The organism is Burkholderia cepacia (genome assembly GCF_029962485.1).
Taxonomy (GTDB): domain Bacteria; phylum Pseudomonadota; class Gammaproteobacteria; order Burkholderiales; family Burkholderiaceae; genus Burkholderia.
The window spans coordinates 2,516,314-2,540,127 of the sequence record NZ_CP073637.1 but is presented as its reverse complement, the minus strand read 5'-3'; the positions used below and the strand labels follow the sequence as shown (position 1 = coordinate 2,540,127).

At 61.5% G+C, this 23,814-nt stretch carries 19 protein-coding genes, 2 tRNA genes and 3 rRNA genes; 16 read left to right on the top strand and 8 right to left on the bottom strand.

The window, feature by feature from the left end; all coding sequences use genetic code 11:
* Positions 1-5: 5 nt before the first annotated feature.
* Positions 6-503, bottom strand: a complete 498-nt coding sequence (locus KEC55_RS11815) for a putative toxin-antitoxin system toxin component, PIN family (RefSeq protein ID WP_282505619.1) — start codon at positions 501-503, stop codon at positions 6-8.
* Between the two features lie 57 nt (positions 504-560).
* Between KEC55_RS11815 and yaaA the strand changes: the two genes are divergently transcribed.
* Together yaaA and KEC55_RS11805 are read left to right on the top strand one after the other, a co-directional pair.
* On the top strand, positions 561-1,343 hold the full coding sequence (gene yaaA / locus KEC55_RS11810) for a peroxide stress protein YaaA (protein WP_282505618.1): 783 nt from the start codon (positions 561-563) through the stop codon (positions 1,341-1,343).
* A gap of 88 nt (positions 1,344-1,431) precedes the next feature.
* Positions 1,432-2,586, top strand: a complete 1,155-nt coding sequence (locus tag KEC55_RS11805; RefSeq protein ID WP_282505617.1) for a M14 family metallopeptidase — start codon at positions 1,432-1,434, stop codon at positions 2,584-2,586.
* A gap of 82 nt (positions 2,587-2,668) precedes the next feature.
* On the opposite strand, the gene KEC55_RS11800 is transcribed toward KEC55_RS11805, so the two are convergent.
* The 4 genes from KEC55_RS11800 to KEC55_RS11785 all read right to left on the bottom strand — a co-directional run bounded on the left by KEC55_RS11800 (position 2,669) and on the right by KEC55_RS11785 (position 6,472).
* Positions 2,669-3,316, bottom strand: coding sequence for a BspC domain-containing protein (locus tag KEC55_RS11800; protein WP_282505616.1), 648 nt, complete (start codon positions 3,314-3,316; stop codon positions 2,669-2,671).
* Positions 3,317-3,456: 140 nt separating this feature from the next.
* Positions 3,457-4,131 (bottom strand): energy-coupling factor ABC transporter permease, encoded by a 675-nt coding sequence (locus KEC55_RS11795; RefSeq protein WP_176050360.1) that lies wholly within the window; start codon positions 4,129-4,131, stop codon positions 3,457-3,459.
* 75 nt (positions 4,132-4,206) lie between these two features.
* Complete coding sequence (locus KEC55_RS11790; RefSeq protein WP_282505615.1) at positions 4,207-5,043, bottom strand: response regulator transcription factor; 837 nt, start codon at positions 5,041-5,043, stop codon at positions 4,207-4,209.
* A gap of 211 nt (positions 5,044-5,254) precedes the next feature.
* Positions 5,255-6,472 carry a DUF2863 family protein gene (locus tag KEC55_RS11785; RefSeq protein WP_282505614.1) on the bottom strand — a complete coding sequence of 406 codons (1,218 nt, stop codon included), beginning with the start codon at positions 6,470-6,472 and terminating at the stop codon, positions 5,255-5,257.
* Between the two features lie 566 nt (positions 6,473-7,038).
* On the opposite strand from KEC55_RS11785, the gene KEC55_RS11780 reads away from it, so the two are divergent.
* The 8 genes from KEC55_RS11780 to KEC55_RS11745 all read left to right on the top strand — a co-directional run bounded on the left by KEC55_RS11780 (position 7,039) and on the right by KEC55_RS11745 (position 13,771).
* Positions 7,039-8,570 (top strand): 16S ribosomal RNA (locus KEC55_RS11780).
* 62 nt (positions 8,571-8,632) lie between these two features.
* Positions 8,633-8,709, top strand: a tRNA-Ile gene (locus KEC55_RS11775).
* 42 nt (positions 8,710-8,751) lie between these two features.
* A tRNA-Ala gene (locus KEC55_RS11770) sits at positions 8,752-8,827 on the top strand.
* A 290-nt stretch (positions 8,828-9,117) separates the two neighbouring features.
* Positions 9,118-11,997, top strand: a 23S ribosomal RNA gene (locus KEC55_RS11765).
* 156 nt (positions 11,998-12,153) lie between these two features.
* A 5S ribosomal RNA gene (gene rrf / locus KEC55_RS11760) occupies positions 12,154-12,266 on the top strand.
* The 16S, 23S and 5S rRNA genes sit together here with 2 tRNA genes alongside, the layout of an rRNA operon.
* 255 nt (positions 12,267-12,521) lie before the next feature.
* Positions 12,522-12,926 (top strand): Cu(I)-responsive transcriptional regulator, encoded by a 405-nt coding sequence (gene cueR, locus KEC55_RS11755; protein ID WP_050018291.1) that lies wholly within the window; start codon positions 12,522-12,524, stop codon positions 12,924-12,926.
* 215 nt (positions 12,927-13,141) lie between these two features.
* Positions 13,142-13,288 carry a DUF3563 family protein gene (locus KEC55_RS11750; RefSeq protein ID WP_006478295.1) on the top strand — a complete coding sequence of 49 codons (147 nt, stop codon included), beginning with the start codon at positions 13,142-13,144 and terminating at the stop codon, positions 13,286-13,288.
* A gap of 114 nt (positions 13,289-13,402) precedes the next feature.
* A complete protein-coding gene (locus KEC55_RS11745) occupies positions 13,403-13,771 on the top strand; it encodes a hypothetical protein (RefSeq protein ID WP_432625413.1) in 369 nt (122 codons plus the stop codon).
* 15 nt (positions 13,772-13,786) lie between these two features.
* Here the strand turns inward: KEC55_RS11745 and KEC55_RS11740 are convergent, their stop codons facing one another.
* Together KEC55_RS11740 and KEC55_RS11735 are read right to left on the bottom strand one after the other, a co-directional pair.
* Positions 13,787-14,632, bottom strand: coding sequence for a 23S rRNA (adenine(2030)-N(6))-methyltransferase RlmJ (locus KEC55_RS11740; RefSeq protein WP_282505613.1), 846 nt, complete (start codon positions 14,630-14,632; stop codon positions 13,787-13,789).
* A gap of 111 nt (positions 14,633-14,743) precedes the next feature.
* Entirely contained in the window at positions 14,744-15,715 is a 972-nt protein-coding gene (locus tag KEC55_RS11735) for a potassium channel beta subunit family protein (protein ID WP_282505612.1), read from the bottom strand.
* Between the two features lie 164 nt (positions 15,716-15,879).
* On the opposite strand from KEC55_RS11735, the gene KEC55_RS11730 reads away from it, so the two are divergent.
* Entirely contained in the window at positions 15,880-16,668 is a 789-nt protein-coding gene (locus tag KEC55_RS11730) for a 3-hydroxybutyrate dehydrogenase (protein WP_282505611.1), read from the top strand.
* Between the two features lie 118 nt (positions 16,669-16,786).
* On the opposite strand, the gene KEC55_RS11725 is transcribed toward KEC55_RS11730, so the two are convergent.
* Entirely contained in the window at positions 16,787-17,986 is a 1,200-nt protein-coding gene (locus KEC55_RS11725) for an amino acid aminotransferase (protein ID WP_176051563.1), read from the bottom strand.
* 250 nt (positions 17,987-18,236) lie between these two features.
* On the opposite strand from KEC55_RS11725, the gene uvrB reads away from it, so the two are divergent.
* From uvrB to KEC55_RS11700, 5 genes are all read left to right on the top strand, one after another.
* Positions 18,237-20,327 carry an excinuclease ABC subunit UvrB gene (uvrB, locus tag KEC55_RS11720; RefSeq protein ID WP_282505610.1) on the top strand — a complete coding sequence of 697 codons (2,091 nt, stop codon included), beginning with the start codon at positions 18,237-18,239 and terminating at the stop codon, positions 20,325-20,327.
* Between the two features lie 227 nt (positions 20,328-20,554).
* Entirely contained in the window at positions 20,555-21,106 is a 552-nt protein-coding gene (locus KEC55_RS11715) for an iron transporter (RefSeq protein WP_059233631.1), read from the top strand.
* Between the two features lie 55 nt (positions 21,107-21,161).
* Positions 21,162-21,494, top strand: coding sequence for a cupredoxin domain-containing protein (locus KEC55_RS11710; RefSeq protein WP_034190351.1), 333 nt, complete (start codon positions 21,162-21,164; stop codon positions 21,492-21,494).
* A 58-nt stretch (positions 21,495-21,552) separates the two neighbouring features.
* Positions 21,553-22,395 carry an FTR1 family iron permease gene (locus KEC55_RS11705; RefSeq protein ID WP_282505609.1) on the top strand — a complete coding sequence of 281 codons (843 nt, stop codon included), beginning with the start codon at positions 21,553-21,555 and terminating at the stop codon, positions 22,393-22,395.
* Positions 22,392-23,789 (top strand): 4Fe-4S binding protein, encoded by a 1,398-nt coding sequence (locus KEC55_RS11700; protein WP_282505608.1) that lies wholly within the window; start codon positions 22,392-22,394, stop codon positions 23,787-23,789. Before KEC55_RS11705 ends, KEC55_RS11700 begins: the two co-directional genes overlap by 4 nt.
* The last annotated feature ends 25 nt before the right edge of the window (positions 23,790-23,814 follow it).

The window sequence follows — 23,814 nt, the reverse complement described above, 5'->3', positions numbered from 1 at the left end:
GTAGGTCAGGCCGGCGTGGTCGTCGTGGCCGGCGCGGCGTCGAGCGCGCAGGCCTCGGTAAACGGCGCGGGTTGCGCGATCCGGAAGCCGAAGTCGCGTGCGGTGCGTTTCGCGAGCTTCAGCAGCGCACGGTCTTTCGACACGAGCCACTCGGCCTGAGCGGCGCGGGCGAGTTCGAGAAACTTCTGGTCGTCGCGGTCCTTGCACTTCGGCAGTGGCGGCGCGTCGGCGTCGACGGGCGGCGGCTCGACGAGGCTGGCGAGGCGGGCGACGGTCGCGAGCGCGGCCGCCTTGTCGATGGCACGCGACTGGAACTGCGGATAGTCGAGCACGTATTCGAGCTCGGTCAGGCAGCGGCCGTCGATCACGGCGGCAAGCGCGCCGCTTTCCAGCGCGGCCCGGATCGGGCGCGTAGCGGGGTCGTCGAATACGAGGATGTCGATCCAGACGTTCGAGTCGAGCACGACGCGGTGTGCGGCATGCGGGGCGAGAGAGCGGGTCATTCGTTACAATCGGTGGTTTTCGTCTGACCGCAAGGCACGGCGTGCCAGCGAGCCTCTATGATAATCGTTCTCTCTCCAGCCAAATCCCTCGACTACGATACGCCCGCGCACGTCCAGTCTTACACGAAGCCTGCATTCGTCGACGACGCGTCCGAGCTGATCGACGGCCTGCGCAAACTGTCGCCGCAGGACATCGCGACGCTGATGGATATTTCCGATCCGCTCGCGCGCCTGAATTTCCAGCGCTACGCCGACTGGTCGCGAACCTTTACGCCGGCCAATGCGAAACAGGCCGTGCTTGCGTTCAATGGCGACGTTTATGAAGGTTTCGACGCGAAATCGCTGTCGTCGGCCGATCTCGACTATGCGCAGCAGCACGTGCGCGTGCTGTCGGGCCTGTACGGGCTGCTGCGTCCGCTTGACCTGCTGCAGCCGTACCGGCTCGAGATGGGTACGCGTTTCGCGAACGCGCGCGGAAAGGATCTGTACGCGTTCTGGGGCGATCGCATCACGCGGGCGCTGAACGAGCAGCTCGAGACGCGCAGCGGCGCGGCACGTGTGCTGGTCAATTGCGCGTCGACCGAATACTTCAAGTCGGTCAAGCCGAAGCTGCTGGCCGCGCCCGTCATCACGCCGGTGTTCGAGGACTGGAAGGGCGGCCGCTACAAGATCATCAGCTTCCACGCGAAGCGTGCGCGCGGCCTGATGGCGCGTTTCATCGTCGAGAACCGCATTGCCGACCCGAAGGCGCTGAAGGATTTCGCGACGGAAGGCTATGCGTTCGACGCGGCTGCATCGAACGATTCCACTTACGTATATCGCCGGCGAGTCGGCGAGTGACCCGGCCGGCCGTTCACGAGACGGCCGGCGCATGCATGAGGCCGGGCACGCGGTACACCGCGCGCTCCGGTCGACCAAGGAGAGACAGATGGCCCTTTCGATCACCAGCAATTTCGACGCAGGCGCAATCGACGTCGTGTCGTGCGACAGTCCCGACGCGATCCGGCTGCGCGTGCGCGGCGACAACCGCTCGGAATTCGCGCAATGGTTCTACTACCGCTTGATGGGCGCGCGCGGCGAGCGGTGCGTGATGTCGTTCGAGAATGCCGCCGAATGCGCGTATCCGTCGGGCTGGCGTAACTACCATGCGGTGGCGAGCTACGACCGGGTCGACTGGTTCCGCGTACCGACGACGTTCGACGGCAAGACGATGACCATCGACCATACGCCGGAATTCGACAGCATCTATTACGCGTATTTCGAACCGTACTCGGAAGAGCGCCACGCGGCGTTTCTCGGCGCGGTCCAGCAGTTGCCGCAGGCGAGCGTCGTCGAGCTTGGCCGCACGGTCGAAGGCCGTCCGATGTCGCTGCTGACGCTCGGCACGCCGGAAACCGACGACGCGCCGAAGAAGAAGGTGTGGATCATCGCGCGCCAGCATCCGGGCGAGTCGATGGCCGAGTGGTTCGTCGAGGGGCTCGTCAAGCGGCTGGCAGGATGGGGTGACTGGGCCGGCGATCCGGTTGCGCGCAAGCTCTACGATCGCGTGACGTTCCACATCGTCCCGAACATGAACCCGGACGGCAGCGTGCATGGCAACCTGCGCACCAACGCGGCCGGCGCGAACCTGAATCGCGAGTGGATGGCGCCGGATGCCGAACGCAGCCCCGAGGTGCTGGCCGTGCGCGACGCGATCCATGCGATCGGCTGCGACATGTTCTTCGACATTCACGGCGACGAGGATCTGCCGTACGTGTTCGTCGCCGGTTCGGAGATGCTGCCGAGCTTTACCGAGCAGCAGGGCAAGGAACAGACCGCGTTCATCGACGCGTTCAAGGTCGCGAGCCCCGACTTCCAGACCGAGCACGGTTATGCGGCAAGCAAGTACAAGGAAGATGCACTCAAGCTCGCGTCGAAGTACATCGGCCATCAGTTCGGTTGCCTGTCGCTGACGCTCGAGATGCCGTTCAAGGACAACGCGAACCTGCCCGACGAGCGCGTCGGCTGGAATGGCGAGCGCAGCGCGGCGCTTGGTGCGGCGATGCTGGCCGCGATCCTGGTGCACGTCGACACGTTCGCGTAAGCGTATCGTCGTCGTATGAAAAAAGCCGGGGTATCTCAGGATGCCCCGGCTTTTTTGCGTCTGCGGTTGCCGCTCGGTCGTATCAGGACTTCTTCGCGGTCTTCTTCTTCACGACCTTCTTCTGGCCGCTCGATTTTTTCGTGGCGACGGCCTTCTTGCCGGTACGGCCCGATGCCTTCGCCTTGCCTCGGTGCGTCTTGCCCTTGACCTTCTTCGTCGATGACGACGAGCGTTCGGCGCGCGGCTTCAGCGGCGGAACGGGGTCGTTCCAGCTGAACGCGAGCATTTGCTGGCCGACGTAGCCGCAACGGAATTTCAGCGGCGTCGGGTCGCTGCCGTCGCTGTGGATGCCTTGGCCGTCGACCGTGACGATGTTATCGACTTTCACGCGCTGCTTGCCCTGGTCGAACGAGTCGTTCCACGGTGTGATCGTCGCGTTGCCGCTGTCGAATGCGTTCGGTGCGAAGTCGACGCGGTCGAATGCCGTCGACGTGCTGGCGATGAAGCTGCCGTGCGCCGCGCAATCGGCAGCGAGCGGATCGGCGTGCATTTCGTTGACGAATTTGTTGATCAGTTCGGAGCGCTGGTCGAGCAGGTCGGCGAATGCCGGTGCGGGAAGCGCAAGCGACAGGCCCGCGATACAGGCTGCCAGCTTGCCGAGCGCCCGGAAAAACCGGAGCGAGGCAGGAGAGCTGTCCATCTGGTTATTAGTGAGGAGCGAATGAGACATCGGGCACGTATAGATGCCCGATGAAGAACAGGAGTTCAATCTTAGCGTAAAAAAGTTGTGCGGCAGTAGGTGGCGTATTCTGCCGCGCCGCGGAAGGAGCCGACGGTATGTGTTGAAACGTGCGCGCGTCCGGAGGAAATTCAGGCGCGCGGGCCGCCGAGGCGATAGCGCCTGACGTCGAAGGTCGTGACCCACGCAGGGCGATAGACGGCGATGAGTGCCGTCGCCATGCCCGTGAACCACGCTTCGCCGAGCGCGAGCAATGCGGTGTTCAGCAGATAGCCGGCAGGAATCACGACGGGCACGCCATCCGCGAGCGCGAGTTGGACGCCGGCTGCTGCTGCGGCGACCGCCACGATCGCGATGGCCGGCGACAGGAACCCCTGCCCGGTGATGAACGATGCGAGGTTGTGCGGCAGCCACGCGAGCGCGGCGCGCTGCAGCAACGCCGACACGGCGACAGGCAGCGCACCGTAGATCAGATAGGTCAGGCCAATGCCTTGCCACGGCGCGTCGAAGATGATCGCGGCAACCGCCGTGACGGCGCCCATCGCAATCAATGCGAGCGTCCAGTCGAACAGTGTGACGAGCAGCGTGGCGCCAAGCAGATGCATGACGATGCCGTCTTCGAGCCAGGCATTCGACGCCCAGAGGACCGAAATCGCAGTGACGAGCGCGAGCCACACGTGCTGGAGCGTGGCGTCCTGCAGGCGCACGAACGGGCGATTCCAGAGCGCGAGTGCGAGCAGGGCCACGGCGGCGATCCAGCCACCGATGCCAACCCAGAGCGGAAGCGGTGTGAAAAGAAAACCCATGCGTCCATATTACTCGTTGAGCATCAAAGGTGGGAATCCGCACATACCGACCGTCGCAATATCGAGACTGTTCGCCTAGCGCCCGCGCCGGAACCGTGCCGGCGGCTCGGCGGCGATTGGCAGGTCCTGCGCGCCGGTGTTCGTGGCCGGCAACGGGTACGGATGGTCATTCCGTTGTGCGCGCAGCGGAACCGGACTGCGTTCGCCGATGTTCGGCTTGCGTGCGCGGTTGCGGTTCGCCAGCAGCACCTCGAGATGCGGTGACAGCCAGCCGTTGTAGATTGCGACCGCGGCGGCGCGGTTCGCGGCACCGAGCTGCTGGAAGATACTGGCGAGGTGGATCTTCACGGTCCCTTCGCTGATGCCGAGCGTCCGGGCGATCATCTTGTTCGTGCTGCCCATGTGGACGAAGCGCATGATCTGCGCTTGCCGCGGCGACAGCAGGCCGCTCGGTGGGCGGCGGGCAAGCGATCCGGCGAGCGTCTGGAAATGGGCGTCGTGGCGTGCCGCAGCCACGGAGGGCAGCAGGCTGAGCGCGCTTGGCGGAATGTAGTGCCCACCCAGTAGCACGATCTCCAGTGCTCGCACGATCAGATGCGGCCGCGTGGAGTGCGGGATCACGCCCGCGACACCATGGTTGAAGAAGCGCTGGACGGCGTCGGGCGGCGCTTCGTCGACCAGCACCGCTGCTGGTGTCGGCGAGCATGCACTGCAGAGCGCCTGAAGCTCGCCGAGCCTGCCGACGTCGAGCCAGTCGATTGCGACGAGGTCGAAGCGCTGGGCACGCAGCAGGCGGCGCGCCTGGAAACTGTCCGGCGCATCGTTGATGCTGGCGTGACGGTCGATCTGCCGCAGCAGGGCCTTCAGTCCATCACGCCGCTCGGCGTCCGAATTGAGTATCAGGAACCGCATATTCAATCTCCGTAAGGGTGAGTCATTGATTGCTGTCGGGCATGCGTTGGCCCCGATAATGACAAAAACCTTACACGATGTCTGCTAGGCTGAAAGGTTTAGGAATTGTCCGAAATTTCGGGCCGAAAACGATCGGACAAGAAAAAAGCCGCTCCGGCGGGAACCGGGAGCGGCTTCAGACTGGCAGGCCGTGGAGGCCTGCGGCATCGGGTCAGTGGAAGTGCGGCTGGGCGGGCGATGCGTCTTCCGGCATTTCCGCATGGACGATTTCGCCGAGCGGATCCGCGTAGAGCGGCACGCCGCAGTCGTCGCAGTATTCCGGTTCGAAGCGGCCCGCGTGCCTGCGGACGTCGGTTACGCCGCATTCCTTCAGCAGGCTCACGATTTCCTCGAGCGGCCCTTCCATCGGTGCTTCGCCTTCGAGCGTCGCGTTGTCGATCGACACGTCGCCGTTTTCGCGGCCGTACAGCGGCCATACGACGCCGTAGATCACGTCATTGCTGGCACGCCGCGTGAAGCCGACGCGATACTCGTCGATACGGCGTTCGCCGAAGCCGGCGACCACCGCGCGCAACTCCTGCGGCGCCGCACCAAGTGTGTCAAACAGATAACGAATGGCCGTTCGCACAGTGTGCGGACGAATGCGCTCGTCCGCATCGCGACAGGCCGAGTAGTACGCGTCCGGAAGCAGGCATTCGAATTCGCAGCCGGGCAGGGCGATCGACAGGTTCGGGCCGCCCTGGGCCGTCCACTGCTCGAGGCACTGGCCGCGTTCGATCCTGCTGCCGTTCTCTTCTTCTTGCCAGCGGAACAGCGGCGCGCCGGCAGGCGCGGCGACCACCGCAAGAAGGAAGCGCGGGTCGGCCAGAATCGGCGACGTTTCGGGCAGGTCGCCGAAGCTCAGCTTCGGCGTGTGCTGGCTGATCGCCGCGTGCGCGAGCTGCTGCGCAAGTCGGGAGGTCTCGACGTGGTGCCGCGGCAACTGGTCGATGCTGTAGAGGAACGGCGCGAGCCCGACGAGCGTGCCGTTCGCGAGGACATGCGCCTGCAGGTGCGTTCGCAGCGCGTCGGCAACGTCGCCCTTGAGCGGGCCCGACGGAATCATGTAGCGCGTCCATGCGAGCACCGGAACCGCGACCAGCAGCGCATCGTACGGTTGACCGTCGTGCTCGATCACCATCGACTCGCTGTGCGTCTCGGCCATGTCGGCCAGTGCGCCGTACGCATCGGGGTGATTCTGCTGAAGATGGTCGAGTGCTGCGTCGAGCGTGGTCTGGTTGCCGTTGCGGACAATCTTGGCGAGCAGCGCGTCGAGCTTCGCTTCCCAGAAGCGATCCTCGATGCGGCTGCCCGAGGCGAAGAGCGCAAGCGACAGACCGACCAGTTTGTCGGCATCGGGGGGGAGGCGTTTGGCGATTCGCTGGCGCATATTAAAGACGTATATAGAAAGAGGCGAAGAACCTCACATTCTAGTCCGTTCTTTGCACCATAAGCGGTCTCGTGCCCGGACATGGCTGGCCGGCCGAAATGCGGCTTTTGTAAAAAAGTTGCGTCAAACCCCTTGCGCAGTTCGAAGACGGTGCCTACAATCACGCCTCTTTCGCGCTAACGGAAACACGGCGCGGGAGGAAGGGAAGCGGTGCTGTTGAGGCATGGTGGTAGCGGCCTCGGCGGTACAGGAAGTTGAGCCCCGCGGTCGCAACGATGTAGTAAAAAAGTTGTTGACGAGCTGCGAAACACGGTTCATAATCTCGCTTCTCCGCTGCTGAAAACGCAGCGCTGCCAGGAAACACGAAGTTCCTCGCAGATTGCTCTTTAAAAATTAACAGCCGATAAGTGTGGGCGCTTGATGGAAGCGAGCTGATCCTCGGATCAGATAGCGAAAGTATCAAGAGTCTCACACTAAAGTAAGTCAGGTTTATGAAGTGATTCATATTCCTGTCAGCTTTGAGTGAGCGACCGGTTCTTAACTGAACCGAAAACAGTAACAGGTTTAAACTGAAGAGTTTGATCCTGGCTCAGATTGAACGCTGGCGGCATGCCTTACACATGCAAGTCGAACGGCAGCACGGGTGCTTGCACCTGGTGGCGAGTGGCGAACGGGTGAGTAATACATCGGAACATGTCCTGTAGTGGGGGATAGCCCGGCGAAAGCCGGATTAATACCGCATACGATCTATGGATGAAAGCGGGGGACCTTCGGGCCTCGCGCTATAGGGTTGGCCGATGGCTGATTAGCTAGTTGGTGGGGTAAAGGCCTACCAAGGCGACGATCAGTAGCTGGTCTGAGAGGACGACCAGCCACACTGGGACTGAGACACGGCCCAGACTCCTACGGGAGGCAGCAGTGGGGAATTTTGGACAATGGGCGAAAGCCTGATCCAGCAATGCCGCGTGTGTGAAGAAGGCCTTCGGGTTGTAAAGCACTTTTGTCCGGAAAGAAATCCTTGGTCCTAATACGTCGGGGGATGACGGTACCGGAAGAATAAGCACCGGCTAACTACGTGCCAGCAGCCGCGGTAATACGTAGGGTGCGAGCGTTAATCGGAATTACTGGGCGTAAAGCGTGCGCAGGCGGTTTGCTAAGACCGATGTGAAATCCCCGGGCTCAACCTGGGAACTGCATTGGTGACTGGCAGGCTAGAGTATGGCAGAGGGGGGTAGAATTCCACGTGTAGCAGTGAAATGCGTAGAGATGTGGAGGAATACCGATGGCGAAGGCAGCCCCCTGGGCCAATACTGACGCTCATGCACGAAAGCGTGGGGAGCAAACAGGATTAGATACCCTGGTAGTCCACGCCCTAAACGATGTCAACTAGTTGTTGGGGATTCATTTCCTTAGTAACGTAGCTAACGCGTGAAGTTGACCGCCTGGGGAGTACGGTCGCAAGATTAAAACTCAAAGGAATTGACGGGGACCCGCACAAGCGGTGGATGATGTGGATTAATTCGATGCAACGCGAAAAACCTTACCTACCCTTGACATGGTCGGAATCCCGCTGAGAGGTGGGAGTGCTCGAAAGAGAACCGGCGCACAGGTGCTGCATGGCTGTCGTCAGCTCGTGTCGTGAGATGTTGGGTTAAGTCCCGCAACGAGCGCAACCCTTGTCCTTAGTTGCTACGCAAGAGCACTCTAAGGAGACTGCCGGTGACAAACCGGAGGAAGGTGGGGATGACGTCAAGTCCTCATGGCCCTTATGGGTAGGGCTTCACACGTCATACAATGGTCGGAACAGAGGGTTGCCAACCCGCGAGGGGGAGCTAATCCCAGAAAACCGATCGTAGTCCGGATTGCACTCTGCAACTCGAGTGCATGAAGCTGGAATCGCTAGTAATCGCGGATCAGCATGCCGCGGTGAATACGTTCCCGGGTCTTGTACACACCGCCCGTCACACCATGGGAGTGGGTTTTACCAGAAGTGGCTAGTCTAACCGCAAGGAGGACGGTCACCACGGTAGGATTCATGACTGGGGTGAAGTCGTAACAAGGTAGCCGTATCGGAAGGTGCGGCTGGATCACCTCCTTTCCAGAGCTTCTCGCAAAGTTGAGCGCTCACGCTTATCGGCTGTAAATTAAAGACAGACTCAGGGGTCTGTAGCTCAGTCGGTTAGAGCACCGTCTTGATAAGGCGGGGGTCGTTGGTTCGAATCCAACCAGACCCACCACCGTCTTGTGTGGCGGTACACACCTGAGGAATATCTGTACATGGGGGCATAGCTCAGCTGGGAGAGCACCTGCTTTGCAAGCAGGGGGTCGTCGGTTCGATCCCGTCTGCCTCCACCAATCACCAACGCTAAGAGCTTGGTTCATACGATGAACCGAGAATTTTGCATTGGCGATTGAGCCAGTCAGAGTGATACGTAGTACGTATCGGCTGTCGTTCTTTAACAATCTGGAAGAAGTAAGTAATTTGGATAGCGGAAGCGTCTTGAGATGGACGTGAAAACTATCCGGGTTGTGATTGTATCGATGTATCTCAAGATGATTCGAACTCTATGTTTGACTCAATTGGAATACGGCACAACGCGAGAACTCAACCTGTAGCGACTGTCGATGAGACAGACTCGTTATAGGGTCAAGCGAACAAGTGCATGTGGTGGATGCCTTGGCGATCACAGGCGATGAAGGACGCGGTAGCCTGCGAAAAGCTACGGGGAGCTGGCAAACAAGCTTTGATCCGTAGATGTCCGAATGGGGAAACCCACTCCTTTTGGAGTATCCATGGCTGAATACATAGGCCATGTGAAGCGAACGCGGTGAACTGAAACATCTAAGTAACCGCAGGAAAAGAAATCAACCGAGATTCCCAAAGTAGTGGCGAGCGAAATGGGATGAGCCTTGTACTCTTTATTTGTATTGTTAGCTGAACGCTCTGGAAAGTGCGGCCATAGCGGGTGATAGCCCCGTAAGCGAAAACAGTATGAAAGAACTAAGTGTACGACAAGTAGGGCGGGACACGTGAAATCCTGTCTGAAGATGGGGGGACCATCCTCCAAGGCTAAATACTCGTGATCGACCGATAGTGAACCAGTACCGTGAGGAAAGGCGAAAAGAACCCCGGGAGGGGAGTGAAATAGATCCTGAAACCGCATGCATACAAACAGTCGGAGCCTCGTAAGGGGTGACGGCGTACCTTTTGTATAATGGGTCAGCGACTTACGTTCAGTAGCAAGCTTAACCGTATAGGGCAGGCGTAGCGAAAGCGAGTCCGAATAGGGCGTTCAGTTGCTGGGCGTAGACCCGAAACCAAGTGATCTATCCATGGCCAGGATGAAGGTGCGGTAACACGTACTGGAGGTCCGAACCCACTAACGTTGAAAAGTTAGGGGATGAGCTGTGGATAGGGGTGAAAGGCTAAACAAACTTGGAAATAGCTGGTTCTCTCCGAAAACTATTTAGGTAGTGCCTCGTGTCTCACCTTCGGGGGTAGAGCACTGTCATGGTTGGGGGGTCTATTGCAGATTACCCCGCCATAGCAAACTCCGAATACCGAAGAGTGCAATCACGGGAGACAGACATCGGGTGCTAACGTCCGGTGTCAAGAGGGAAACAACCCAGACCGCCAGCTAAGGTCCCCAAATATAGCTAAGTGGGAAACGAAGTGGGAAGGCTAAAACAGTCAGGAGGTTGGCTTAGAAGCAGCCACCCTTTAAAGAAAGCGTAATAGCTCACTGATCGAGTCGTCCTGCGCGGAAGATGTAACGGGGCTAAGCTATATACCGAAGCTGCGGATGCGTGCTTTGCACGCATGGTAGGAGAGCGTTCCGTAAGCCTGCGAAGGTGCGTTGAAAAGCGTGCTGGAGGTATCGGAAGTGCGAATGCTGACATGAGTAGCGATAAAGGGGGTGAAAGGCCCCCTCGCCGTAAGCCCAAGGTTTCCTACGCAACGTTCATCGGCGTAGGGTGAGTCGGCCCCTAAGGCGAGGCAGAAATGCGTAGCTGATGGGAAGCAGGTCAATATTCCTGCACCATTGTTAGATGCGATGGGGGGACGGATCGCGGAAGGTTGTCCGGGTGTTGGAAGTCCCGGTCGCTGCATTGGAGAAGGCGCTTAGGCAAATCCGGGGCGTAATTCAAGGGTGTGGCGCGAGCTCCTTAGGGAGCGAAGCAATTGGAAGTGGTTCCAAGAAAAGCCTCTAAGCTTCAGTCTAACGATGACCGTACCGCAAACCGACACAGGTGGGCGAGATGAGTATTCTAAGGCGCTTGAGAGAACTCGGGAGAAGGAACTCGGCAAATTGGTACCGTAACTTCGGGATAAGGTACGCCCTTGTAGCTTGATGCCCCTGCGGGCAGAGGGTGAAGGGGTTGCAATAAACTGGTGGCTGCGACTGTTTAATAAAAACACAGCACTCTGCAAACACGAAAGTGGACGTATAGGGTGTGACGCCTGCCCGGTGCCGGAAGATTAAATGATGGGGTGCAAGCTCTTGATTGAAGTCCCGGTAAACGGCGGCCGTAACTATAACGGTCCTAAGGTAGCGAAATTCCTTGTCGGGTAAGTTCCGACCTGCACGAATGGCGTAACGATGGCCACACTGTCTCCTCCCGAGACTCAGCGAAGTTGAAGTGTTTGTGATGATGCAATCTACCCGCGGCTAGACGGAAAGACCCCATGAACCTTTACTGTAGCTTTGCATTGGACTTTGAACCGATCTGTGTAGGATAGGTGGGAGGCTATGAAACCGGAACGCTAGTTTCGGTGGAGCCGTCCTTGAAATACCACCCTGGTTTGTTTGAGGTTCTAACCTTGGCCCGTGATCCGGGTCGGGGACAGTGCATGGTAGGCAGTTTGACTGGGGCGGTCTCCTCCCAAAGCGTAACGGAGGAGTACGAAGGTACGCTAGGTACGGTCGGAAATCGTGCTGATAGTGCAATGGCATAAGCGTGCTTAACTGCGAGACCGACAAGTCGAGCAGGTGCGAAAGCAGGTCATAGTGATCCGGTGGTTCTGTATGGAAGGGCCATCGCTCAACGGATAAAAGGTACTCTGGGGATAACAGGCTGATACCGCCCAAGAGTTCATATCGACGGCGGTGTTTGGCACCTCGATGTCGGCTCATCTCATCCTGGGGCTGTAGCCGGTCCCAAGGGTATGGCTGTTCGCCATTTAAAGAGGTACGTGAGCTGGGTTTAAAACGTCGTGAGACAGTTTGGTCCCTATCTGCCGTGGGCGTTGGATATTTGAAGGGGGCTGCTCCTAGTACGAGAGGACCGGAGTGGACGAACCTCTGGTGTACCGGTTGTCACGCCAGTGGCATCGCCGGGTAGCTATGTTCGGAAGAGATAACCGCTGAAAGCATCTAAGCGGGAAACTCGCCTTAAGATGAGATATCCCTGGGGACTAGATCCCCTTGAAGGGTCGTTCGAGACCAGGACGTTGATAGGTCAGGTGTGTAAGCGCAGTAATGCGTTCAGCTAACTGATACTAATTGCCCGTAAGGCTTGATCCTATAACAAGTCTGCCTTGTAGATCGGCGCCGTGCGCAAGCACTGGCTGCAAGATCCAAGCGACAAGTTGGATTCTCGTGTGTGATACACACAACTCAAAAATTACTGCTTCTTCCAAGATTGGTTGTGCTGCGAAGCCAGCACAACAACCCTCTTTGCCTGATGACCATAGCGAGTCGGTCCCACCCCTTCCCATCCCGAACAGGACCGTGAAACGACTCTACGCCGATGATAGTGCGGATTCCCGTGTGAAAGTAGGTAATCGTCAGGCTCCCTAAGCCAGAAACCCCCGCCCGAAAAGGCGGGGGTTTTTGCATTTCGGCGACGGAAATGCAGGGAGGGCGGCAGAAAGGCGCTCGACTCCTCGCATCTCGTCACCGCTTGCCAGATCTACCCACCTTCCAATCCTGTTGCCAGCCCCGATCGCGGAACGAAGTCGCGTGATTTGATACGATCGACGTGTCGTCGGCGATTGCATTCGTCGACGTTCACGGTCACGACCGGGGTTTGATGGAGAGGGCAGGGAATGAATATCGGCGATGCGTCGCGCGAATCCGGAGTCAGCGCAAAAATGATCCGGTACTACGAACAGGTTGGCCTTCTTGCACCGAGCAAGCGTACCGACGCCGGCTACCGGATCTACGGTGCGGACGAAATCCATATCCTTCGCTTCATCCGTCAGGCCAGGCGGCTTGGCTTTCTGGTCGAGGACATCCGCAAGCTGCTGATGCTCTGGCAGGATCGCTCCCGCGCGAGCGCCGAAGTGAAGTCGATCGCCCTCGAGCACGTGGCCGAACTCGACAAACGCATCGCGGAACTGAGCGACATGCGCGACACACTGGCCGACCTGGCCGCGCACTGCCATGGTGACGGGCGGCCCGAATGCCCGATTTTGGCGCGCCTGGCCGACCCTGTCAGTGAACCAAATTAGTGCGTGTACTCGAGCCTCAAAATGGGCTCGGATTCGATGTCTATAAAAATCAACGGGTTAGGGTCGGCTGATGATCGTCCATTCCGATTTGGAATGGTTACCATGCAAGTATTTCACTAGCATCTTGATGCGGCATCGCTATAATTCGGGATAACCCTATACGGGAAATCCCTGAATTTCGATTCACCAGGGGTCCCTCTTCCTTGGAGAATGTCATGATCGCCTACATCGTCGAAAAGCTGAGCAACTGGTTCGAATCCGCTGAACGTGAGCGCCGTGAGGCTTACCTCGCCACGTCGTCGGACATCGTCCAGCTCGAGAGCCGTATCCGCTCGCTCGAAACCAACGGCTACTCGCTGTAATCGGAGTCACCGTCAGGTGCCGTGTGGCACTGAACGATAAGCAAGCCCCGTATTGACGGGGCTTTGTTTTTTTGTGCGCAGGATCTGGCGAAATCGTCAGTGCAGCGCTATGGTATGGGCCTGCTTGTCATCCTGAAGGACACGATCATGCGTTTGCGTCTCGATGTGCGTCGCAGTGCCCGCGCGCGTCTCGTTCTGGGCGCGGCCGTGCTTGTCCATGGCCTCGCGGCCAGTGCCGCGACGTCGTCCAAACCGCTGGTTCTCGATACGCAGCGCGGCATCCAGGACGGCAAGGGCGGGTTGGTGTTGCAGACAGCACCGCTGTCTTCGGAGCCGATCGTGGAGCCGGCGGGCATGCGAGCCCCGGCCGGGCAGGCGCCAAACACGTCGGTTCCATTGTTCGTCGCGCCGTACATCAACGTTCCCGCGTGGGGCAGCCAGCCAGCCAACCAGCCGAGGCTCGCACCGAGACCGCAGCCGTAACGGTCGGTCGCCCGATCAGTTGCCGCGCTGCTCGATCTGAAAGCGGGCACCGCTATCCTGTCCCAGCCTCTCGACCAGATAAGGTAGTGCCTCGTTCATGCTCTGCGCGAGCGTGTACGGTGGATTCAGGATGAACATTCCGCTGCCGTAGAGGCCCAGACCATCCGTCGGCGGATTCGATACCGTCAGCGTCAGGTGCAGCCAGTTGTTCGGTTGCAGGCGCTTCAACTGCTCGGGAAAGCGCTGCGACTCGAGCCGCGTGACCTGCGGGTACCAGATCGCATAGCAGCCCGTCGCGAATCGCTTCAGACATTCCGTCACGCAGCTCACCGTGCGCGCGTAGTCCTTCTTGTCCTCGTAGGACGGGTCGATCAGCACGAGTGCGCGTCGCGGCGGCGGCGGCAGCAGCGCCTTGATCCCTTCGAAGCCGTCGCCGGCGAAGATCATCGCGCGTCGCCCCGCGTCGCGGAAATTGTGGCGCAGCACATCGATTTCGGTCGTGTGCATCTCGAACAGACGCATGCGGTCCTGTTCGCGCATCGATCGCCATGCGATGTACGGCGAACCCGGATAGAAGCGCAGTTCGCCATCGTCGTTCAGCGCGCGGACTTCGTCGACATACTCGCCCAGCGCTTCCGGCAGGTTCTTCTCGTTCCACAGCCGGCCGATGCCGGTGTCGAATTCCGACGTCTTCGCCGCGTAGCCGTCGCGCAACGAGTACACGCCGGCGCCTGCGTGCGTGTCGACGTACCAGTACGACTTGTCTTTCTTGTTCAGGTAGCGCAGCAGCTGGACGACGACGGCGTGCTTGAGCACGTCCGCGTGGTTGCCTGCGTGAAAACCGTGACGATAACTGAGCATGGCGGGCTGCCTGAAACGAAAGGTGAATCGATGAAAGCGGTCGATCGTGCGCGGCCACTAGGCCGGGCGCCGATGCGGCCGCGTATTGTACGCGAGTGGCCGCGCATCGCCTTATTCGTATGCGTCGCCGACCACCTCCTCGATGCGTTGCTTCACGTCCGGTGTCAGCTTCTCCGCAACGTCGAGTGCGCGCATGTTGTCGCCGATCTGCTCGATCCGCGACGCGCCCGTGATGACCGAACTCACGTGCGGATTCGCGAGTACCCACGCGATCGCAAGCTGGCCCGTGCTGCAGCCGAGTTCGGCTGCGATCCCGCCGAGCCGCTCGACGATGTCGTTGGCCGCCTGATCGGTCAGGCGGTCGCGCATCCAGTCGTAACCCTGCAACTGCGCGCGGCTGCCGGGCGGCACGCCGTTGCGGTATTTGCCGGTGAGCAGGCCCGACGCCAGCGGGCTCCAGGTGGTGAGGCCGAGACCGTAGTCATCGTAGAGCCGCGCATATTCCTGCTCGACCCGCGTGCGGTGGAACAGGTTGTACTGCGGTTGTTCGACGACGGGCTTGCGCAGGTGGTGCCGCTCGGCGATCTCGCACGCGGCACGGATCTCGTCGGCGCTCCATTCCGACGTGCCCCAGTACAGCGCCTTGCCGCGCGCGATCATGTCGCTCATCGCCCAGACGGTTTCCTCGATCGGCGTGTTCGGATCGGGGCGATGGCAATAGACGAGGTCGACATAGTCGAGCTGGAGCCGGCGTAGCGAGCTGTCGATGGCGTTCAACAGGTATTTCCGGTTCAGCGTGTGATACTGGTTCGGCGCTTCCGCGAGCCCCCAAAAGAACTTCGTCGACACGATGTAGCTGACGCGCGGCCAGTCGAGCGACTTGAGCGCGTGGCCCATGATTTCCTCGGATTTGCCGCCGGCGTAGACCTCGGCGTTGTCGAAGAAATTGACGCCCGCGTCGCGCGCCGCGGCGAGGCATTCGCGCGCGACCCGCTGGTCGACCTGGTTGCCGTAGGTGACCCACGAGCCGAGCGAAAGCGCGCTGATCTGCAGGCCGGAGCGGCCTAGCCGTCGATAGTGCATGCGAATCCCCTGCGTGACAGAACCGACCTTAAGCTTAGACGTTTTGCGCGCGAACGGCGGGGCCGATCGTGCACAATGACGGCTGGCCCGCCGCGTCGATCATGCGACGAACGCCGAGGTGGCGGGCACGTACTTTTTCGATCCGATAACGGGAGGAGACGGACATGGCAGCAGATCTGAACGGCAAGACCGCAGTCGTCACGGGCGCCGCGAGCGGCATCGGCAAGGAAATCGCACTCGAGCTCGCCAAGGCAGGCGCGGCCGTCGCGATCGCCGACCTGAACCAGGACGGCGCGAACGCGGTCGCCGACGAGATCAACAAGGCGGGCGGCAAGGCGATCAGCGTCGCGATGGACGTGACGAACGAGGACGCCGTGAACAGCGGCATCGACAAGGTGGCCGAAGCATTCGGCTCCGTCGACATCCTTGTGTCGAACGCGGGCATCCAGATCGTCAACCCGATCGAGAACTATTCGTTCTCCGACTGGAAGAAGATGCAGGCGATCCACGTCGATGGCGCTTTCCTGACGACGAAGGCCGCGCTCAAGCACATGTACAAGGACGATCGCGGCGGCGTCGTGATCTACATGGGTTCGGTGCACTCGCACGAAGCGTCGCCGCTGAAATCGGCGTACGTCACGGCCAAGCACGGCCTGCTGGGCCTCGCACGCGTGCTGGCGAAGGAAGGCGCGAAGCACAACGTGCGTTCGCACGTCGTGTGTCCGGGCTTCGTGCGCACGCCGCTGGTCGACAAGCAGATTCCGGAGCAGGCGAAGGAGCTCGGCATCAGCGAGGAGGAGGTGATCAAGAAGGTGATGCTCGGCAACACCGTCGATGGCGTGTTCACGACGGTGCAGGACGTCGCGCAGACGGTTCTGTTCCTGTCGGCGTTCCCGAGCGCCGCGCTCACGGGCCAGTCGGTCGTCGTCAGCCACGGCTGGTTCATGCAGTAACGCTGGCGCGGGCGGTGTAGCTGCCCGCCGGCGAACGGCAATAAAAAAACGCGCTCCGTGGAGCGCGTTTTTCATGTCGGCAGGGCGCGGCCGGTGACGGCCGCCACCCGACGCCTTATTACTTCAGGACGGCTGCGACTGCATTGGCGACGGCGTCGAGGTTGCGCATGTTCAGCGCAGCGACGCAGATCCGGCCCGTGCCGACCGCATAGATGCCGAACTCGTCGCGCAGGCGATCGACCTGTGCCGAGGTCAGGCCCGAATACGAGAACATCCCGCGCTGCGCGTTGATGAAGCTGAAGTCGCGATCAACGCCGCTTGCCTTCAGGCGCTCGACGAGACCATTGCGCATCGCGCGGATGCGATCGCGCATCTCGCCGAGTTCCTGCACCCACGAAGCGTGCAGTTCCGGCGATGCGAGCACGGCTGCGACGACGGCGCCGCCATGGGTCGGCGGGTTCGAGTAGTTCGTGCGGATCACGCGCTTCAGCTGCGACAGCACGCGCGTCGCTTCTTCCTTGCTCGACGTGATGATCGACAGCGCGCCGACGCGCTCGCCGTACAGCGAGAACGACTTCGAGAACGACGACGACACGAATGCGTTCAGGTCGGCCGCGGCAAACAGACGCACGGCAGCGGCATCAGCCTCGATGTTCTCGCCGAAGCCCTGATACGCCATGTCGAGGAACGGCACGAGGTTGCGCGCCTTCACGACGTCGACGACCTGTTGCCATTGCGCTTCGGTGAGATCCACGCCGGTCGGGTTGTGGCAGCACGCGTGCAGCACGACGACCGTGCCGGCTTCGTAGCTGTTCAGCGCCGACAGCATGCCTTCGAAGTTCACGCCGTTGGTAGCCGCGTCGTAGTACGGGTACGCGACCACTTCGAAACCGGCAGCTTCGAACAGCGCGCGGTGGTTTTCCCAGCTCGGATCGCTGATCGCGACCTTCACGTTCGGGTTCACGGTGCGCAGGAAATCGGCGCCGATCTTCAGCGCGCCCGTGCCGCCCAGTGCCTGGGCCGTGACCACGCGGCCCGCCGCGATCAGCGGCGAATCGTTGCCGAGCAGCAGCTTCTGCACGGCCGCATCGTAGGCGGCGATCCCGTCGATCGGCAGGTAGCCGCGCGGCAGGCCTGCCTCGACACGCACCTTCTCGGCTTCGCGCACCGCGCGCAGCAGCGGAATCTTGCCTTCTTCGTTCGTGTACACGCCGACGCCGAGGTTGACCTTGGTCGGACGCGCATCGGCGTTGAAGGCTTCGTTCAGGCCCAGGATCGGGTCGCGGGGAGCAAGCTGGACAGCGGAGAAGAGCGACATGATGATTCGGCAGTAGTGAAAAGAGGGTCAGGCTTTCAGCCGGCGGGGCGGGCGCAGCGGACCGCGCGCCAACGGCGCGACGCCGGAAAGCGCAGCAGCCTGATATTGTAGCGAATTCACGCTGGCGGGGGCGGGCGATTCGGCGGCGAATCGCGAATTCGGCAGGCCGCGGTGCGTCAGGAGCCGACAGCAGTTCGAGACGCCGCGAAGCGCTAGAATGCTTTCTTTGCCCTTGCTCCGGCCGCATTCCATGTCCGAACATCACGCCGAAGTCGGCGACGCGCTCGACGAATCCAAATTCGTCACCTTCGAAGGGTCGCCGTTCCAGCTGTATCAGCCGTATCTGCCCGCGGGCGACCAGCCGACCGCGATCGAGACGCTCGTCGAAGGCGTCGGCGATGGCCTTGCCTTCCAGACGCTGCTCGGCGTGACGGGGTCGGGCAAGACCTTCACGATGGCCAACACGATCGCGCGGCTCGGCCGCCCGGCCATCGTGTTCGCGCCGAACAAGACGCTCGCGGCGCAGCTCTATGCGGAATTCCGCGAGTTCTTCCCGCGCAACGCGGTCGAGTACTTCGTCTCGTACTACGACTACTACCAGCCTGAGGCCTATGTGCCGCAGCGCGACCTGTTCATCGAAAAGGATTCGTCGATCAACGAGCACATCGAGCAGATGCGGCTGTCGGCGACGAAGAGCCTGATGGAGCGCCGCGACGTGGTGATCGTCGCGACGGTGTCGGCGATCTACGGTATCGGCAACCCGTCCGAATACCACCGGATGATCCTGACGCTGCGCACCGGCGACAAGCTCGGCCAGCGCGACGTGATCGCACGGCTGATCGCGATGCAGTACACGCGCAACGAGCAGGATTTCCAGCGCGGTACGTTCCGCGTGCGCGGCGACACGATCGACATCTTCCCGGCCGAACACGCGGAAATGGCCGTGCGCGTCGAACTGTTCGACGACGAGGTCGAGACGCTGCAGCTGTTCGACCCGCTGACGGGGCGCGTGCGGCAGAAGATTCCGCGCTTCACCGTGTATCCGTCGTCGCACTACGTGACGCCGCGCGACACCGTGATGCGGGCGGTCGAGACGATCAAGGACGAATTGCGCGAACGGCTCGAGTTTTTCCATCGCGACGGCAAGCTCGTCGAGGCGCAGCGCCTCGAACAGCGCACGCGTTTCGATCTCGAGATGCTGCAGGAGCTCGGCTTCTGCAAGGGCATCGAGAACTACTCGCGGCATTTCTCGGGGGCGGAGCCCGGCGATCCGCCGCCGACGCTCGTCGACTACCTGCCGCCCGATGCGCTGATGCTGCTCGACGAATCGCACGTGCTGATCGGCCAGCTTAACGGTATGTACAACGGCGACCGCGCGCGCAAGGAAAACCTCGTCAATTACGGGTTCCGCCTGCCGTCGGCGCTCGACAACCGGCCGCTGAAGTTCCCCGAGTTCGAGCGCAAGATGCGCCAGGTCGTGTTCGTGTCGGCCACGCCGGCCGATTACGAGAAGCGCGTGACGGGGCAGATCGCCGAGCAGGTCGTGCGGCCGACGGGCCTCGTCGATCCGGAAATCGAGGTGCGGCCGGCGAGCTCGCAGGTCGACGACGTGCTGACCGAGATCAACGAGCGCGTGAAGGCCGGCGAGCGCGTACTGATCACCGTGCTGACCAAGCGCATGGCCGAGCAGCTCACCGAGTTCCTGGCCGACCACGGCGTCAAGGTGCGCTACCTGCACAGCGACATCGACACGGTCGAGCGCGTCGAGATCATCCGCGACCTGCGGCTCGGCACGTTCGACGTGCTGGTCGGGATCAACCTGCTGCGTGAAGGCCTCGACATTCCGGAAGTGTCGCTGGTCGCGATCCTCGACGCGGACAAGGAGGGCTTCCTGCGCGCCGAGCGCTCGCTGATCCAGACGATCGGCCGTGCCGCGCGGAACGTGAACGGCAAGGCGATCCTCTACGCCGACAACATGACCGATTCGATGAAGCGCGCGATCGGCGAAACCGAGCGCCGCCGCGCGAAGCAGGTGGCCTACAACGAAAAGATGGGCATCACGCCGCGCGGCGTCGTGAAGCGCATCAAGGACATCATCGACGGCGTCTACAACGCGGACGAGGCGCGCGCGGAGCTGAAGGAAGCGCAGCAGCGCGCGAAATTCGAGGACATGTCGGAAAAGCAGCTCGCGAAGGAAATCAAGCGTCTCGAGAAGCAGATGGCCGACTACGCGAAGAACCTCGAGTTCGAGAAGGCCGCCGCGACGCGCGACCAGCTCGCCGTGCTGCGCGAGCGCGTGTTCGGCGCGAACGTCGGCGATCACATCAGCGGCGGCCGGTAAATCTTTCCTGGCGTCACCGAAACGGGTTGGTAACGAGCCTGTAAGCCTTGTCGGATCAGGGTTTTACACGGCTCTTCGTTTGTTCCGAAATGGGTTCGGTGCTAAACTTCGCAATTATTGAGAATTGTTCGCATTAACGTTCTTCGTCGCGTTAGTGTTTCCAGCGGGCGGCCCCGGCGGCGGCTCGCGTGTCGTCAAGATAGTCAGACAAATAACAAGGAGTGTCCATGTTGGGTTCTTCGTTTATCCGCACGACGGTTGCGGTAGCGGCGGCGCTTGCCGCGATGTCGGCCTCGGCTGCCGAATATCCGATCGGCAAGCAGCAGATCCAGGGCGGCATGGAAATCGGCGCGGTATACCTGCAGCCGATCACGATGGATCCGGAAGGGATGATGCGCAAGGCGTCGGATTCCGACATCCACCTCGAGGCCGACATTCATGCGGTCAAGAACAACCCGACGGGTTTCGCGGAAGGCGACTGGATGCCGTACCTGCAGGTCACGTACAAGCTGACGAAGCAGGGCGACACGAAGTGGAAGGCTGAAGGCGACCTGATGGGCATGGTCGCGAGCGACGGCCCGCACTATGGCGACAACGTGAAGCTGAACGGCCCGGGCAAGTATCACCTGACGATGGTCGTCAAGCCGCCGATGCAGTCGGGCCACATGGCATTCGGTCGCCACATCGACAAGGAAACGGGCGTGGGCGCGTGGTTCAAGCCCGTTACGCTCGAGTACGACTTCCCGTTCGCCGGCATCGGCAAGAAGGGCGGTTACTGATCGGTGGCATCACGAACGGCGCGCTTCGGCGCGCCGTCGGCGTAGAGAACCCAGAATGAAAATTCCCCAGAAAATCGTTGCCGCAGCCGCTGCGTTGTGGCTTGCCGGCGCGGCACACGCCGCCGACCTGCCGACGTTCAAGCTCGAGATGACGGACGGCAAGCTGAATCCCGCCCGCATCGAAGTGCCGGCCGGCCAGCGTTTCAAGATCGAGATCAAGAACACCGGCAAGGGCGCCGCCGAATTCGAGAGTGTGCAGCTGCGCAAGGAGAAGGTGCTCGCACCGGGCGCCGATTCGTTCGTGGTCGTCGCTCCGCTGTCGCCGGGCGAATACAAGTTTTTCGACGATTTCCACCAGCAGGCACAGGGCGTGATCGTCGCGAAGTAACGCGTTTTATCTGCGTGCGGGCGCACAAATCCCTTGCCCCGCGCGTCAGGAGGTATCGATGGGTCAGATCTTGTTCATCGTCTGGCGGGAGAGCGTCGAAGCGCTGCTCGTCGTCGGCATTCTCTATGCATGGCTGAAAAACGGCGACGACGACGCGCGCCGCGGCCTGCCTTTCCTGTGGGCCGGCGTCGGTGTCGGCTTGCTGATGGCCGTGGGCCTCGGCGCCGCGCTGGTCGGTTTCACCGAAGTGCTGTCCGGCGACGCGCAGGACTACTTCCAGACCGCGATGGTGCTGATCGCATGCGTGCTGATCGTGCAGATGGTGCTGTGGATGCGCCGGCACGGCCGCACGCTGAAGCGCGACATGGAGCAATCGCTGCAGCAGAGTACGCGCGATTCGAACTGGTGGGGCGTCGCCGTGCTGGTTGCGCTTGCAATCGCGCGCGAAGGCAGCGAGACGGTGATCTTCCTGTACGGCCTCGGTTTCGGTCAGTCGGGTCACGTCGATGGCAGCCAGATGCTCGCGGTCCTGATCGGTCTCGGCCTGGCGTTCTTCACGTTCTATCTGCTGCAGCTCGGCGGCAAGTACTTCTCGTGGCGGCACTTCTTCCGTGTCACCGAAGTGATGCTGCTGTTCCTCGGCGCGGGCTTGTTCCAGACCGGTGTCGACAAGCTGATCGACAAGGAAATCCTGCCGCTCGGCATCTCGCAGGTGTGGGATACGTCCGCGATCCTTGATGATTCGGGCACGTTCGGCTCGCTCATTGCAACGCTGACCGGCTATCGTGCGCACCCGGCACTGACCAACCTGGTCGCCTATGCGGTGTACTGGGCCGTCGTGTGGCTGCTGATGAAGCGCGCGAGCCGTCGTCCGGCCGTCGCTGCAGGCCGCGCGGCATGAGCGTGGTCGCCGCAGCCAAGCCGGGCTGGCTCGCACAGGCCGGCCAGTGGATGCAGCGCCACGGCGCGCTGATCCGCGGTATCCAGTGGATCGTCGTCGCGGTCTACGCATTCCTGATCATCGTCCCGGCGGTGTTGCCGCTGCCGGACGATTCCGCGCATCTGTGGAGCAACCTCACGCTGATCGCTCAGTTCGCGTTCTGGGGCATCTGGTGGCCGTTCGTGCTGCTGTCGATGGTGATGCTCGGCCGCGTGTGGTGCGGCGTGCTGTGCCCGGAAGGCGCACTCACCGAATACGCGAGCAAGTTCGGTCGCGGTGGTCCGATTCCGCGCTGGATCCGGTGGGGCGGCTGGCCGTTCGTCGCCTTCGGGATCACGACGATCTACGGGCAGATGGTGAGCGTGTACCAGTACCCGCTCGCGGTGCTGTTCGTGCTCGGCGGCTCGACCGTCGGCGCGATCGTGATCGGTGTGCTGTACGGCCGCGAGAAGCGCGTGTGGTGCAAGTACCTGTGCCCGGTCAACGGCGTGTTCGGGCTGCTCGCGCGGCTCGCGCCGATGCGCTACAAGGTCGACGAGGATGCGTGGCGCCGTTCGTACAAGAACGGCGAGCACGGCCATCGCGTGATTCCGATCAACTGCGCGCCGCTCGTGCCGTTGCGCAGCATGAAGGGCGCGGCGGACTGCCATATGTGCGGCCGCTGCAGCGGGCACCGCGATGCGATCTCGCTGTCGTTGCGCTCGCCGTCCGACGAAGTCGTGAACCTCGGTGCGCAAAAGGCGAACCCGTGGGACACCGCGCTGATCCTGTACGGCCTGCTTGGCGTCGCGATCGGTGCGTTCCACTGGACCGTCAGCCCGTGGTTCGTGCAGATCAAGCAATGGCTCGCGGGCTGGCTGATCGACCGCGACATCACGTGGCCGCTCGAAACGAATGCGCCGTGGTTCCTGCTCACGCACTATCCGGATCGCAACGACGTGTTTTCGTGGCTCGACGGCGGGCTGATCGTCAGCTACATCGTCGGTACGGGGCTCGTGTACGGCACGGCGCTGCTGGTACTGCTGGCCGGCGCTACGCTGATGCTCGGCCGCTTCGATCGCGTGCGGCTGCATCATCTTGCGCAGGCGCTGATCCCGATCGCGGGCGCCGGCGTGTTCCTCGGCCTGTCGGCCACGACGCTGTCGCTGCTGCGCGCGGAGCATGTGCCGCTCGGCTGGGCGACCGATGTGCGCATCGCGATCCTGGTCGGCGCCAATGCATGGAGTGCGTGGCTCGCGTGGAAGGTGACGGGGCGCTATGCGGCGTGGCCGCGCCGGCTCGCGGCATTCGCATTGTTTGCCGCCGGGTTGGCCGTCGTCGACAGCGCGTGGTGGCTGATGTTCTGGGGTTTCTGAAGCGTCTTTGCATGCGGCTTAGGCC